The organism is Caldimonas caldifontis (genome assembly GCF_002930615.1).
Taxonomy (GTDB): Bacteria; Pseudomonadota; Gammaproteobacteria; order Burkholderiales; family Burkholderiaceae_C; genus Caldimonas; species Caldimonas caldifontis.
On sequence record NZ_PSNX01000008.1, the window covers coordinates 1 to 14,098 of the forward strand.

The 14,098-nt window shown below is 68.8% G+C and carries 14 protein-coding genes and 1 riboswitch; of the genes, 9 read left to right on the plus strand and 5 right to left on the minus strand.

Going from position 1 to position 14,098, the window contains the following annotated elements:
- From C1704_RS17660 to C1704_RS09540, 4 genes are all read left to right on the plus strand, one after another.
- Positions 1-185 (plus strand): hypothetical protein (locus tag C1704_RS17660; RefSeq protein WP_211286916.1); only part of this gene is annotated, 185 nt, incomplete at its 5' end.
- Positions 172-1,080, plus strand: a complete 909-nt coding sequence (locus C1704_RS09530; RefSeq protein WP_104302497.1) for a DUF4123 domain-containing protein — start codon at positions 172-174, stop codon at positions 1,078-1,080. The genes C1704_RS17660 and C1704_RS09530, both read left to right, overlap by 14 nt.
- A gap of 79 nt (positions 1,081-1,159) precedes the next feature.
- Positions 1,160-1,702, plus strand: coding sequence for a DUF3304 domain-containing protein (locus tag C1704_RS09535; protein WP_104302498.1), 543 nt, complete (start codon positions 1,160-1,162; stop codon positions 1,700-1,702).
- Positions 1,699-3,330 (plus strand): T6SS phospholipase effector Tle1-like catalytic domain-containing protein, encoded by a 1,632-nt coding sequence (locus tag C1704_RS09540; RefSeq protein ID WP_104302499.1) that lies wholly within the window; start codon positions 1,699-1,701, stop codon positions 3,328-3,330. Before C1704_RS09535 ends, C1704_RS09540 begins: the two co-directional genes overlap by 4 nt.
- Positions 3,331-3,382: 52 nt before the next feature.
- Here the strand turns inward: C1704_RS09540 and C1704_RS09545 are convergent, their stop codons facing one another.
- From C1704_RS09545 to C1704_RS09560, 4 genes are read right to left on the minus strand one after another with little or no spacing between them, the layout of a single operon-like run.
- A complete protein-coding gene (locus C1704_RS09545) occupies positions 3,383-4,270 on the minus strand; it encodes a class I SAM-dependent methyltransferase (RefSeq protein ID WP_104302500.1) in 888 nt (295 codons plus the stop codon).
- On the minus strand, positions 4,267-5,343 hold the full coding sequence (locus tag C1704_RS09550) for a glycosyltransferase family 4 protein (protein ID WP_211286917.1): 1,077 nt from the start codon (positions 5,341-5,343) through the stop codon (positions 4,267-4,269). The genes C1704_RS09545 and C1704_RS09550 overlap by 4 nt, the downstream gene beginning before the upstream one ends.
- Before the next feature lie 2 nt (positions 5,344-5,345).
- The gene (locus C1704_RS09555; RefSeq protein WP_104302501.1) at positions 5,346-5,771 is read right to left on the minus strand and encodes a 6-pyruvoyl trahydropterin synthase family protein; all 426 of its coding nucleotides are present in this window, start codon (positions 5,769-5,771) and stop codon (positions 5,346-5,348) included.
- A gap of 21 nt (positions 5,772-5,792) precedes the next feature.
- On the minus strand, positions 5,793-6,803 hold the full coding sequence (locus tag C1704_RS09560) for a zinc-dependent alcohol dehydrogenase (RefSeq protein WP_245876441.1): 1,011 nt from the start codon (positions 6,801-6,803) through the stop codon (positions 5,793-5,795).
- 27 nt (positions 6,804-6,830) lie between these two features.
- Here C1704_RS09560 and C1704_RS09565 point away from each other — a divergent pair, with 27 nt between their 5' ends.
- From C1704_RS09565 to C1704_RS09575, 3 genes are read left to right on the plus strand one after another with little or no spacing between them, the layout of a single operon-like run.
- Positions 6,831-7,646, plus strand: a complete 816-nt coding sequence (locus C1704_RS09565; protein ID WP_170064666.1) for a CDP-alcohol phosphatidyltransferase family protein — start codon at positions 6,831-6,833, stop codon at positions 7,644-7,646.
- A complete protein-coding gene (locus C1704_RS09570) occupies positions 7,643-8,248 on the plus strand; it encodes a YceI family protein (RefSeq protein WP_104302503.1) in 606 nt (201 codons plus the stop codon). The genes C1704_RS09565 and C1704_RS09570 overlap by 4 nt, the downstream gene beginning before the upstream one ends.
- The gene (locus tag C1704_RS09575) at positions 8,245-9,936 is read left to right on the plus strand and encodes an LTA synthase family protein (protein ID WP_104302504.1); all 1,692 of its coding nucleotides are present in this window, start codon (positions 8,245-8,247) and stop codon (positions 9,934-9,936) included. The genes C1704_RS09570 and C1704_RS09575 overlap by 4 nt, the downstream gene beginning before the upstream one ends.
- Here the strand turns inward: C1704_RS09575 and C1704_RS09580 are convergent.
- Positions 9,838-10,632, minus strand: coding sequence for an FkbM family methyltransferase (locus C1704_RS09580; protein WP_104302651.1), 795 nt, complete (start codon positions 10,630-10,632; stop codon positions 9,838-9,840). The two genes, C1704_RS09575 and C1704_RS09580, sit on opposite strands and share 99 nt — an antisense overlap.
- 37 nt (positions 10,633-10,669) lie before the next feature.
- On the opposite strand from C1704_RS09580, the gene C1704_RS09585 reads away from it, so the two are divergent.
- Together C1704_RS09585 and C1704_RS09590 are read left to right on the plus strand one after the other, a co-directional pair.
- Positions 10,670-13,159 (plus strand): DEAD/DEAH box helicase, encoded by a 2,490-nt coding sequence (locus tag C1704_RS09585; RefSeq protein ID WP_245876442.1) that lies wholly within the window; start codon positions 10,670-10,672, stop codon positions 13,157-13,159.
- Positions 13,160-13,172: 13 nt separating this feature from the next.
- Positions 13,173-14,018 carry a metallophosphoesterase gene (locus C1704_RS09590; protein ID WP_104302506.1) on the plus strand — a complete coding sequence of 282 codons (846 nt, stop codon included), beginning with the start codon at positions 13,173-13,175 and terminating at the stop codon, positions 14,016-14,018.
- A riboswitch (SAM riboswitch) is annotated at positions 14,015-14,090 on the plus strand. It overlaps the preceding gene by 4 nt.
- Positions 14,091-14,098 lie beyond the last annotated feature (8 nt).

Below are 14,098 nucleotides of genomic sequence, written 5' to 3' on the forward strand. Positions count from 1 at the left end.
GCATCACCCTGCAGGCCTCAGGCCTCACCGTGGAGTGCCCCGGCACGATCCGGGTGCAGGCGGGGAGCAGGAGGATGGTGGGGGCGGAGAGGGTGAGCTATGGGCTGCAGCAGATGCCGAAGTACGCTTGCGTTTCGTGCCTCCTCGCCGCATTGAAGTCAGGTTCAGCCCTTGCATCGATCTGAAAAACACTACTACGCTGTAGACGCGATCGACAAGCAGGTCCTAGTCGATCAAGTGCTGATGGCAATTTCAGCTGCCACCGGTTCTGTGGCGAGCGGCGAGACCATTTGTGCCTTGGTCGACGAAGCGTTCGACTACGGCAGCAGACGACTTCAGATCCACTATCCCTGCGTGCGTCTGTACTCGGAAGGCCGTTGGGAACAATTCTCAGAGGTGAGCCCGCTTTTGATTCGGTTGCCAGTTGAGCGCATCGAAGAACTTCGTCAAGCAGTCTGGCGGTTGGTGCACCATTGCTCTGGGCGCCCAATGTTCAGCATTGTCGTGACCCGTTGGTCGCTTCCTGACCTGGCTTGCCACTTGCGTCAGTGCATGGCGCCGAAAGTGGAGGGGATGGGGTCGTTGCTGCTGAGGTTTGCCGACACGAGGGTCGCGGCGACCCTCCCTCTGCATCTCAAGCCAGCAAACTGGTCCCGGCTAACTGATCCGATAGACCGATGGTGGATTGTTGATCGCACGGGGTCCCTCATCGAACTCCATAAACCCGAAGCGTTCCAGGAACACGAATCGCGCGAAGTTCGTGAATTTGCTTTGAGCGATGATGAAGTGAATGGTCTCGTTCATGCAGGCATGCCTGACGCTTTGATACAGACCATGTCGGACCAGCTACCGGAACTCCTCCCGAAAGACGGACGCGTGCTCTTCTACGGATCGATGGTAGAGGTTGTGGAACTGGCGCGTCGCTGCCGAATTGATGCCTATCCGGACATCTATGCACTCGCGGTATTCCGCCGCGTGACGGGGCGTGAAGCGCTTCTTGAAGCATCGACCGTGGCGATGTTGAATGCCAGAGACTGGCCGCAAGGACAGCTCGCCAGCAAACTGATGGAGAAGGTGTGATTGGCGGAAAGACAATCAAGAAGCTATGCGCTCTTCGCGCTAACCGAGGACTGCATCGGTCGGATCAAGGAGCATAGCGATGAGCGTAGAGCGAACCGGCACCTTGCTGGCGATGGCACAACGAGTTCACCGAGGCTTAGGTATGGTTTCCGGCATCGGTGTGCTGGTAGGCGCACTATCGGCGTGTGCAAAGGATGACAAGGTCTCCACAAACTACACGGTGGTCAACCACACACGCGGTGGAGTCGTCTACATCACTGTCGATCAGCAAGGCGGGATCCTGGTTGCGGGGCCGCACAGCCAAAGCGGTGATGCATGTTGCGTCACTATTCCCAAGCAGTGGAGACCTGATTTCAGGGTGACTATCGGCTGGCAGGATGACAGCACTGAACAGCTTGATGCCGATGGAAAGCCAATATTGCGGGACGGAAGGCCCGTGCTCGTTCCGGGCGAGAAGTACCTCCGAACAGTACCTATTGAGGAGTACGCCTCAAACAACCTCGGCACCATGAAGATTCACATCCTGCCAGACAAGAATGTGATCGTTGTAGTCAGCTTGCTTGCGCCCTTTCACCCAGATTACCTGCCAAAGAACCCTTTGCAGGGTCCGAGACAGCCATGACGACCCAAGCCGCCAAACCCTTTCCCAGCCGAGGATTGCGTAGCCTGAGCCCGCGTGAAGCGCTACAAAGAACAGCAGCGCTTGCCTGTACTCTTCCGCAAGACGGGCAGCCCCGCTGTTCGGGCCAGGTGCACGTGGGCATCTTCTTTGACGGCACTGGGAACAATTTGGCCAACGATTTTGATGGGCCGCCCCCGGAGCAACGCAAGCACAGCAACGTGGTGCGTCTTTTTCAGGCGCATCGAGTCAACCCAAGCGAAGGCTTTTTCGCCTACTACGCGCCTGGTGTTGGAACCCCGTTCCCGGACATTGGTGACGATGGGCAGTACTGGGGGCCCAATCGCGGTTCGGCTTTCGCTTCGCGCGGTGAGCGGAGAATCACCTGGGCCTTCATGCAGCTGCTGAATGCGCCGCACGTGTATGTCAAGGGTACGGCGCTGCTTCCCGCCGAGCGTGCCAACCACATTGCAAGGACGCTGGGTTCTACGGGCAGCCCAGCGATGCAACGCCGGTCTGCGCTTCGCTACTGGCAAGACCAACTCAGTGCGGCATTAAAAGGCCAGAAGCCAACGGTGACGCAAATCAATGTATCGGTCTTCGGGTTTTCGCGCGGTGCGGCGCAGGCGCGTGCGTTCGTGAATTGGTTGTTTGAGAGCTGCGAACAGCAAGGTGGTGGCTACACCTTTGCCGGAATGCCGATAAGGCTGCATTTTCTGGGCATCTTCGACACCGTGGCCTCTGTGGGAATTGCGAACCTCTACGAGAACGAGGTGTTCACCGGTCACCAGGCCTGGGCCGACCGCAACATGCGCATTAATCCCGGTGTTGAGCAGTGTGTGCACTTTGTAGCCGGGCATGAAGTAAGGGCGTGCTTTCCCTTGGACTCCGTGCGGGTGGATGGTACCTACCCGGACAATGCCATTGAGATCATGTACCCAGGTGCGCATTCAGACATTGGCGGCGGCTACGCTCCGGGCGATCTGGGTGTTTCGCCCGTGCAAGGGGATTTCATCAGCGTCATCACTGGCCAACACATGTACCACGAGGCCCGCAAGGCCGGCGTACCTTTGCTAGCTTGGGAACAGTTGAGTGCGGTCGTGAGGGACAGCCTAACGCCCTCTGAAAAGGCTATCGCTACGTTCAACAACTACGTCACAGCATCCGCACACGGTAGCGGCTCTGTTGAAGCCCTGCACAAGGCGCACTGGAAGCAGTATCTCAGCTGGAGATTCAAGCATCGCATAGCGTATGCATCGCGCGCCCCTGTGACTTCGGCCAACGGCGCGCAACGCGAGCACATGTGCAAATCTCAGTCTGATTTCATGCTTCGACTGCGCAGACTGGGAGTGGGAGGTAATCCCGAAGATCCCACTTACGACCCGAAACGGGCCGCTCGGCTATTCAAGGAGATGCACCGTGCTTCAGGACTGCCCATCAGCAGGGGCGAACAAGAGCTCCTCGATATTCTCGAGTTGATCGAACCTAACGAACTGCTGCCCAACGTGGAGAAACTGTTCGAGTCATACGTTCATGATTCGGTCGCTGGGTTCATGAGTCAGCTGGACGAGTTCGATCGCAACGGGCTGGGCATTGGGAAGTTGCGAACTGTGTTCAAGGGCCAGCACTGAGAGGCTGAAGGGTGCAGCGCATCCCCCGGGTTGTACAGGTGAGTCCAGAGACCTACATACACCCCACCACCTCCCGATGCCCCACCTGCAACGACAGCCCCTCGACCTGTGATTGCCTCCGCGCCGCCCAGGCGCGGAAGGTGGTGGCCTGGTCGGGTTGCTGCTCGCAGGCGGCGATGCTGATGCCATCGATCAGGGCCTGACGCAGGGGTGCGGCGGTGGGGCCGTCGAGTTGCCAATCCGAGTGGGCGGTATTGACGCGGTAGCCGACTGAGGCCAGGCGTTGTTCCAGCACGGCTGGGGCCTGCGGGCCCAGGGCGGGGCCGAAGCCTTTGTTGCGGTGCTGGTGGGCCTGGAAGGCGGCCTGCACCGCGGCGTCGGCGGGATCGCTGGGGGCCCAGCGGTCGCGGCCGTCCACGCTGAGGGCCATCCACACGGCGGCGCCGTGGGTGCGGCAGGCCTCCACCAGGCGCTGCAGCCAGGTGTCGGAGACGAGGTCGATCAGGGCCGAGGCCGTGAGGAGCTGCACGCCCTCCCACGGCAGGCGGTCGAGCTCGGTGACGAGGTCCAGGCGCCGGGCCTGCCAGTGCACCTGCCAGCCGCCCTCGGTGCTGCGCAGGGTGCCGCTGCGCCCGCTGGGGTCGATCTGGCATTGATGGCCGTGCGTGTGCGCCCAGTGCTGCAGCTTCAGGGGCAGGGCCTCCAGCAGGGCCGGGTCGTGGTCGATGAGGGTCCAGCGTTGCTCGCCGCCCAGGCGGACGCTGAGGTCGCGCAGGTTGGCGCCCGTGCCGCAGGCGAGGTCGAGCACGCCCAGGGGGCCGCCAGGGGCGCGCAGGCCGCTGGCCAGGGCGGCGGCGTCGAGGCTGCGCGCGGCGGCGTTGCGGGCGGCGTGGTCCCAGGGTTCGCGCAGGCTCAGCCAGTCGGCGGAAAAGCCGCTCATGGCCGGGGGCCCACGTCGAGCAGCAGCCGGGCCATCTGTTCGACGGACTGCTCCCAGCGAGGCAAGCGGTCGCGCACCTGGAGGGCACCCTTGGCCAGCTTGGCGCGCAGCCGTGAGCCGGTGAGCCAGCGCTGCAGGGCCTCGCGCAGGGCGCGCACGTCGCCGGGCGGCACCATCAGGCGGGCGGCTTCGGGCACGGTCTCGGGGCTGGCGCCGCCGCTGGTGCACACCACCGGCAAACCACGCGCCAGGGCTTCGGTGTAGACCATGCCATAGCCTTCGTACCACGAGGGCAGCACGAAGAGGTCGGCGCCGGCGTAGAGCGCATCGAGGTCGGTGTCGTCGACCACCCCGGTGAGCCGCACGCGGCTGGCCAGGGCATGCCGTTCGATGGCGGCCAGCACGGCCTGCGTGGCTTCGGGGTCGCGCGTCATGCTGCCCGCGCACACCAGGCGCCAGGGCAGGTCGGTGAGGCCGGCCAGGGCTTCGATGAGTTCGGCCTGGCCCTTGCGCACGCTCACGCTGCCCACGCACAACAGCTGCGGCACGCCGCCTTGTGCGAGGCTGCCGGTGGCCACGGGGGCGGGGGTCACACCGGGTTCGATCACCTGGATGCGGCTGGGTGGCACGCCCCAGCCCTGGCGGCCAGGGGCGCTGAGGGTGCGGGCGGTGGTGGGGCTGGTCACGACGACGCGCCGCGCGTGCGAAAGCGCCCGCGATTCGCTGTCGCGCAAGACGGTCTGGAGGTCTGGCTGCAGGCCGGTTTCCAGCGCGAGCGGATGATGGACCAGCGCCACCCAGCGCAGCCGGGCCGCATGGTCGGCCGCAAGGCAGGGCAGGGCGCCAAAGGCCAGGCCGTCGGCCACCACGCACTCGCCATCAGGCAGGGCGGCCACGGCGTCCGCGGCGGCCTGCACGGCCTCATCGGTGGGCCAGGGGTAGGTGCCGGGCAGGCTGATGGTGTCCACACGCCAACCCGCCTCGCGCAGTCCATGCACCAGGGCGCGGTCGTAGCGATAGCCGCCGGTGGGCGTGTCGAGGTCGCCGGGGAAGAGGAAGGTGCAGCCGGGCACGATCAGGCCTGCAGCGGGGGACGGGGCACGGGCAGTGCAGCCTCGTAGGCCGCCCAGGCGACGTGCGATTCGTGCAGCGTCACCTTGGCATGGGTGAGCCCTGCGGCGCTCGCGCCGAGGTCGCCCCGGGCGATGCGCTCGGCCACGCGGTCGAAGATCACGCGGGCGAGAAATTCGGTGGTGGTGTTGCGGCCGCGGAAGACGGCCTCCTCGTCGAGGTTGCGGAAGTTCAGCGCAGAGAGGATCTCGCGCAGCACCTCGGTGGCGCGGCCGATGTCGACCACGATGCCGTCGGCATCGAGTTCGGGGCGGCGCAGTTCCAGGTCGACCACGTAGGTGGCGCCATGCAGGCGCTGGGCGGGGCCGAAGACGGCGCCCTGGAAGCTGTGGGCGATCATGAAGTGATCGCGGACGTTGACGCTGTACATGGACAAGAGAGCTTTCGTGGGTCAGTCGTAATCGATGCGGTGGCACAGCACACCGCGGGCGTCGTGCGCGAGCTGCTTCAGCACCTCGGGCAATTCAACGAAAGGAGCGTGGTGGGTGATCAGGGCCTCCAGGCGGTCGTCGGCCAGCAGCGCCAGCGCCCGCTCGAGGCGCCGACGGTGGGTCCAGCGTGCCCGCATGGGCGCCGCCACCTGGCCCACCTGCGAGCTGCGCAGCACCAGCCGTTGGGCATGGAAGGCCTGGCCGAGCGGAAGTTCCACCGCGCGGGTGCCGTACCAGCTCAGTTCCAGCACGGTAGCCTCGAAGCCGGCCAGGGCGAGGGCGGTGCGCAGGCCGGCCGGCTGGCCGCTCGCATGCACCACCAGGTCTGCATCGCCGCGCGCGACGTCGGGCGAGGCAAAGCCCAGGCCCAGGCGGGCGGCCACACCGGCGCGTGCCGGGTCGGTGTCCACCAGCTCCACCTCGCAGCCGGGCGTGCGTGCGGCCAGCCAGGCCACCAGCAGGCCCACCACGCCGCCGCCCACCACGCTGACGCGCCCGCCAGGCGGCGCGGGCGCATCCCACAGCGCGTTCAGGGCGGTTTCCATGTTGGCGGCCAGCACCGCGCGCGCCGGGGGCAGGCCTGCGGGCAAGGGCACCACGGTGTCGGCCGGCACCACATAGCGGCTCTGGTGCGGATACAGGCAGAACACCGTGTGCCCGATCAGGGCTTGTGCGCCGGCCTCCACCACGCCGACACTGGCATAGCCATACTTGAGCGGCGCCGGGAAGTCGCCGGCCTGGAAGGGCGCGCGCATGCGATCGTGCTCAGAGGCCGGCACCTCGCCGCGGAACACCAGCGTCTCGGTGCCGCGGCTGATGCCGCTGTGCAGGGTGCGCACCTGAACCTCCGTGGCCCCGGGCGCTCGAAGGGGTTCGGGCCGCAACTCGGCGCGCCCCGGCTCGGCCAGCCAGCAGGCCCAGGCCTGGGGGGTGTCGAGGGGGGGCGGTGACGAAGGATGGGAAGAAGGCATAGCCGCGAGCATCTTATGTCGGAGACGATGGACACAGGCACACCAGGGACGTCGGCACCCGCAAGCGCGGGGGCTGCGGCCTTGCGGCGCGACGCCCATCGCTCGCTGCTGGCCGGCGCGGTGCTGGTGGTTGCGGCGGGCTGGGGTCTGCATGCGGCCTGGCCCGCGCTTTTTGGTGCGGGCTATGCCGGCAAGGCCATTGCCCTGTACGGGATGGCGGCCGGCTTGCTGCTGCACGGCCTGCGGCACCACCGCAATGCCCGAGGTGAGCTGCACCCTCGCTTCGGTGCGGCCAACCAGGTGAGCCTGCTGCGGCTGGGCATGCTGGCGATGCTGGCCGCCCTGGTCGGCGAGGGGGCGGCGCGTGCCGGCCAACCGGGCGCGGCGGTGCTGGGCTGGGCCATCGTCGTGTGGGCCACGGTCGGGGCGGTGCTCGATGCGGTCGATGGGCCGCTCGCGCGCCGCAGCGGCCTGGCCAGCGACTTCGGCGCGCGCTTCGACATGGAGACCGATGCGGCCCTGATGCTGGTGCTGTGCCTGTTGATCGTGCAGTTCGGCCAGGCCGGGCCCTGGGTGCTGGCCGTGGGCCTCATGCGCTATGCCTTCGTGGCGGCCAGCTGGGCCTGGCGCTGGCTCGCACGGCCCCTGCCGCCCAGCACACGCCGCAAGACGGTGTGCGTGGTGCAGATCGTCACCCTGATCACGGCCCTGGGCCCCATCATTCCCCCGGCCGGGGCCGCCCTCATCGCCGGCGCGGGCCTGGTCCTGCTCGTGTATTCCTTTGCTGTGGACGTGCGATGGCTGGCTCAGCGACGTCACCTTCCCCTGGAGAACGCACCATGACCCTCACTCCCCTGCATCGGCGTGCCTGGATGCTGGCCGCCTCGCTGTTGTTCCTCACCGGGGGCGCCGCGGCCCAGGCCCCCCGCTACGTGCTCGACGCCGAGCACCTGTCCATCGGCTTCATGGTCGACCACATCGGCTACGCCAAGGTGCTGGGCATGTTCCTCGAGGGCAAGGGCTCCTACCGTTTCGACGAAGCCACCGGCACGCTCAGCGATGTGCGCATCGAGGTGGCCACCAACAGCGTCTTCACCAACCATCGCGCGCGTGACAACCACCTCAAGGGGGCGCAGTTCCTGAACGTGAAGGAGTTCCCGGCCATGGTCTTCACGGCCGACAGCGCCAAGCGCGTGGGCGACCGCCAGTACGAGATCACCGGCCAGCTCGAATTGCTGGGCCAGCGCCAGCCGCTCACGCTGCGTGCCACCTGGAACAAGAGCAACACCTACGAGATCCCCGGCCAGGGCCGGCCCTATGTGATGGGTGTGTCGGCCCGCGGCAGCTTCAAGCGCAGCGCCTACGGCATGAACTATGCCGTGGCCAACGGCTGGGTGGGTGACGAGGTCGAGCTGATCCTCGAGTTCGAGGCGCGTCGCCAATGACGGTGCAGCGCGAGTCCAGCACCCTGCCCTGGGTGTGGCGCACGGGGGCGGCGTTTCTGCTGCTCAATGCACTGATCACCTTCGAGACCCTGTGGCCCGGCCCTTGGGTGCGCCCGGGCCTGCGCCTGTCGTTCGAGCTGTGCCTGGGCGTGCTTGTGCTGATGGCCTTCGTCGCCTGGCGAGGCCGTGCACCGGGCCCGCGGGCGCTGGCGACGCTCGCCGCGGGCTACACCGTGCTGGTGCTGATGCGCTATGCCGACGTCACGGCCCCGGCGGTGTTCGGCCGCGACGTGAACCTCTACTGGGACGGACCGCATGTCGTCGAGGTCCTGCGCCTGGCGGCGCAGTCCTTGGGATGGCTGCCCGTGGTCGGCGCGCTGCTGGCCCTGGCCCTGGGGCTGGGCCTCGTCTGGCTGCTGTCGCGCTGGGCCCTCGGGCAACTCGCGCACAGCCTGCTCTGGCACCGTCCACGCCCCTGGCTGCTGGCCGTGGGATTGGGCTTGAGCGCCAGCTGGACCGTGCACCCCCATGTGCCCCAGGACACACGCTGGTTCTTTTCGTTGCCCGTGAGCCCGACGCTGGCCCGCCAGGCGGCCCTGCTGCCGGCGGCCTGGTCCACCCAGACCACCGAGACGCGCCTGTCACCCAGTCCGGCCTTCGACACCGACGTGATGCGCCTGCGCGGCGCGCCGGTGCTGCTGCTGTTTGCCGAAGCCTACGGTGCCACCACCTTCGACCACCCCCAGCATCGCGAGGCCCTGGCGCCCGCGCGCGAGGCGCTGGCCGACGCGCTGGCGGCGAGCGGCCGCCACGTGGTGTCGGCGCGCTACCGCTCGCCCACCTTCGGGGGCTCGTCCTGGCTGGCCCACGGGGCGCTGCTCACCGGCGTGGACACCCACAACCCGCGCGATCACGACCTGCTGCTCACCAGCCGCCGGCCGCACCTTGTGCAGCACTTCGCCCGCCACGGCTACCGTACGGTGGGCTGGATGCCGGGCCTGCAACGCCCCTGGCCCGAGGGGCGCTACTGGGGCTATGAACGCTATGCCGATGCCGATGGCGTGGGCTACACCGGCCCCCACTTCGGCTACTGGCGCATCCCCGACCAGGCCGCGATGGCGCTGCTGCACACCCAGGAACTGGCCACCGAGGGCCCCGCGCGCTTCGTGGTCTTCCCCACCGTGACGAGCCATGCCCCGTTCCGGCCCGTGGCCCCGCTGCGCGACGACTGGACCGGGCTGCTGCAACCCACCGCCTACCGCGACGACGAACTCCAGGCCGCACTGGCCGAGCCCGTGTCGTGGACACGCCCGACCGAGGCCTACCTGCAAAGCATGCGCTACACCCTGGGCTGGCTCGCGAGCTACCTGCGCGACCACGCGCCGGACGACCTGCTCACTCTCGTGGTGGGCGACCACCAGCCCATCGCCAGCGTGACCGGCCCGAATGCGTCCTGGGACGTGCCGGTGCACATCATCAGCCGCGATGCCGCTCTGCTGCAGCGCTTCGAGGCCGCAGGCTTCACGGCGGGCCTGGAGCCCTCGCCCCACAGCCTCGGGCCGCTGCACGCCTTGACGCCCCTGCTGCTGTCAGCCTTTGATGGCTGCGGCGGTCAGGCCGCCTGCCTGAGCGCCGGCCTCGCCGTCGAGCCGGGCGAGGATGTCGCCGGAGGGCGCGTCGTCCGGTAGGCCGCGCAGCCAGGCCCGCATTGCATCGGCATCGAGCGCCACCTCGGGCTGCAGCCGCAGCTGCTCGCCCACGCTCCACTGGTAGCGGTAGCGCCCCAGGGCTTCCAGCCGGTCGATGCAGCCCAGGGCCAGGTCGCGCACGGGAGCCAGGAACTCGAAGGACAGCGCCGGCACCGGCTGGCTCAGGCCCTGCAGCACCTCCAGTTCGAAGCCTTCGACGTCGATCTTGATGAAGTCGGGCCGGCCATGCTGCGCCATCAGCGCATCGAGCGTGGTCACCGGCACCACCGGCCCGGGCGACCAGCGCACGCCCTGGAACGAGGCGGTGGCCCCCGCGCGCTGCGCCCAGTCGGCCGACAGCGTGCTCACCGTGGGCGTGGCCTCGCTGGCCAGCAACTGCGCCTGACCGGCTTCGCGCCCCAGGGCCACCGGCAGCACCGTGACACCCGCATCGCGCGCAAACCAGCGCGACAGCAAGGCCACGAAATCGGGCTGCGGCTCCACCGCCACCACCCGCGCGCCCAGTGCGCGAAAGGCGCGCACCCGGTTGCCCGCATGCGCCCCCACATCGAAGGCCAGCCCACCGGCCGGCACCACGGGCGCATAGAAGCGCCGCAATTGCGCCGCACGCCACGGGATGCCGTGGTAGATGGCCAGCGATCGCAGGAGGCCCCAGGTGCGAGAAAAGAAAGGCATGCGGCGATTGTGCTCGGCCGCCCGGCACAATCCCTCCATGCCCCCATCACCTGCCGGCCTTGCGCCCGTCCCCGGCCATTTCCAGCCCCGCCTCACCCTCCAGACCCTGGGCCAGGGTGACGGCCTGCTGGGCCTGAGGCCCGAAGGGCCCTTCGGGCCGCGCGGTGAGCAGGTGACGGTGGCCTGGGTGGATTGGACCTACACGGTGGAGCCGCCCGGGGGGGGTGCGCCTTTGCGCTGGGAAGCGCCAGCGCCGACGCGGGCCCTGGGCCGGCGGGCCGAGCCGGTGGAGGTGCTGCGCGGTGCCTGGGGCGTGCAGGTGGCGATGGCGCGCGATGCCGTGGCCGAGGCCGATGCCATCGACGTGGTGCGCACCCTGGGCCTGCGGCCGCTGCCCGAGCAGGCGCTGCAATGGCGGCACCGCGAGGCGGCCGCGGGCGTGAGCGGGCCGCTGTGGAGCCTCGTGCAGGAAGCCCACTTCGCCGACCTGTGGGCCGACGAGGTGCCGCGCCTGCAGGCGATGGGTTGGCGGGTGGTGGTGCGGCCCGGCTTTGCGCACGAGAGCGTGCCTGTCACTGCGTGGCGCATGGTGATGGCGCCGGGCTCGGGTGAGCCCGCCCGCGAGCCGAAGGATTTTGCGCCGCAGGTGCCTTCGCTCGATCCGCTGGGCCTGCCGCGGCGCGAAGGCTCGTGGCTGCTGAGCCTGGGCGTGGAGGTCGATGGCCAGACGCTGGACCTGGCCCCCCTGGTGGCCGACCTGCTGCGCCGCGACAAGCGCTGGCTGCATGCCGAGGAGATCGCCGCGATCGACGACGCAGCGCGCATCCGGCTGCGCGCGCCCGGAGGCCGGCGCATCGAGATGCCGGCCGCGCCGCTGAAGGCCATCGTGGGGGCCATGGTGGACCTGTTGGTGGACCGCGATGTGGAAGAGGGCCCGCTGGTGCTGTCGGCCTGGGACGCCCACCGCATCGAGTCCCTGCAGGCGCAGCGTGCGGGCGCAGACGGGGCCTGGGCGCTGCAGGGCGACACGGGCCTGGCGCAACTGGCCCAGCGCCTGCGCGACAGCGGCGGCCTGCGTCCCGTGCCGCCGCCCACGGGCCTGGGCCTCACATTGCGGCCCTATCAGCTGCAGGGCCTGGCCTGGCTGCAATACCTGCGCGAGCAGCGCCTGGCGGGCATCCTGGCCGACGACATGGGCCTGGGCAAGACGGCACAGACCCTCGCCCACCTGCTGGTCGAGCAACAGGCCGGGCGGCTGGACGTGCCCGCGCTCGTGGTGCTGCCCACCTCGCTGCTCTTCAACTGGCGCGCCGAGGCGCGGCGCATCGCGCCCGCCTTGCGGGTGCTGGTGCTGCACGGCGCACAGCGCCACCGCCACTTCGAGCGCTTGGCCGACCACGACCTGGTGCTCACCACCTACCCCCTGCTGTGGCGCGACATCGACACGCTCGCCGGGCAGGCGTTCCACACCGTGATCCTCGACGAGGCCCAGACGGTGAAGAACGCCGGCAGCCGCGCCGCACGCGCGCTGCGCCGCCTGCGCTCGCGCCACCGCCTGGCGCTCACCGGCACGCCGCTGGAAAACCACCTGGGCGATCTCTGGGCGCATTTCGATTTCCTGATGCCCGGCTTCCTGGGCGACGCACGCCATTTCGTGCGGCACTGGCGCAAGCCCATCGAGACCCACGGCGAGACGCTGCGCGCCCAGTTGCTGGCCCAGCGCGTGCGGCCCTTCATCCTGCGCCGCCGCAAGGACGACGTGGCGCCCGAGCTGCCGCCCAAGACCGAGGTGATCCGCCGCGTGGCGCTGCAGGGCCGCCAGCGCGAGCTGTACGAAAGCGTGCGCGTGGCGGCCGACGAGCAGGTGCGTCGCGCACTCAAGCGCAGCGGCTTCGACGGCGCACAGATCAGCATCCTCGATGCCCTGCTCAAGCTGCGCCAGGCCTGCAACGACCCGCGTCTGCTCAAGCGCGTACACCCCGGGGAGGTGCCGCCGGAGAGCGCCAAGCGCGAATGGCTGCGCGAAATGCTGCCCGAGCTGATCGACGAAGGGCGCCGCGTGCTGCTGTTCTCGCAGTTCACCGAGATGCTGGGCCTGATCGAGGAAGACCTGGCCGCGCTGCACCTGCCCTGGGTGAGCCTGACCGGCGACACCCCACCCGCGCAGCGCGGCGAGGTGGTGCGCCGCTTCCAGGACCGCGAGGTGCCGCTGATGCTGCTCAGCCTCAAGGCCGGCGGCGTGGGCCTGAACCTCACCGCGGCCGACACGGTGATCCATGTGGACCCGTGGTGGAACCCGGCCGTGGAAGAGCAGGCCACGGCGCGCGCCCACCGCATCGGCCAGGACCAGCCGGTGTTCGTCTACAAGCTCGTGGCCGAGGGCAGCATCGAGGAGCGCATGCTCGCCTTGCAGGCGCGCAAGACGGCGCTCGCCGAAGGCGTGCTGGGGCGTGATGCCGCCGAGGCCGCCAAGTTCGGCCCTGACGACCTCGAAGGTTTGCTGGCGCCTCTTCCCGCGGACCTCTGAGTAGACTGCCGCGATGCGATTGCAACTGCTGTCCGACCTTCACCTCGAGAACGACCCGGGCTTTGTGCCGCAAGCTGCGCCGGGCGCCGACCTGCTCGTGCTGGCCGGCGACGTGGGCTCCTACCAGGCCGGCTCGCGCCTGGACGAACCCGACTTCGGGCTGCGGCGCTTTTCGCCGCGCCACGGCCCCTGGGGCACGGTGCTCTACGTGCCGGGCAACCACGAATACGACGGCCTGGAACACGACGAGGCCCACGCCCGGCTGCAGGAGGCCTGCGCGCGGCTGGGCCTCACCTGGCTGGAACGCGAGACGGTGGTGATCGATGGCGTGCGTTTCGTGGGCACCACGCTGTGGACCGATTTCGAAGCCCTGGTGGACCCGCTGGCCGACGTGACACGCCAGCACCAGCAGCGCGAGAAGGCCCACCGCGCCGCGAACTTCTACCTGCGCAAGAACACCAGCCTGCGCGGCGGCCAGCCCCGCCTCGCCGAGGACCTCGCCGAACTCGGGCGCGAGTGCCAGCACTGGCTGCGAGACGCCCTGGCCACGCCCTTCGACGGCCCCACGGTGGCGGTGACGCACTTTGCGCCCTCGCTGCGCAGCGCCGACCCACGCTATGGCCTCGTGCCGGGCACGGCGGGCTTCTGCAATGCGCTGGATGACCTGCTGCCCCACGCCCAGCTCTGGATGCACGGCCATCTGCACTGCCCGGTCGACTACACGGTCGAGGGCACGCACGGCGGGCGGGCGTGGCGCTGCCGCGTGGTGGCCAACCCGCTGGGCTATGCCCACAAGGGCGAACAGGCGGGGTTCCGGGCGGGCTGGACCGTGGAGGTGCCGGCTGCCGCTATACTTTGAGGCATAGCGCCGATTTGTTCCGGCTTGCGGGCGCTCTAGAAATGCAGCTAAAGGGGGCACGGCGACCCGGCCTCACCTTC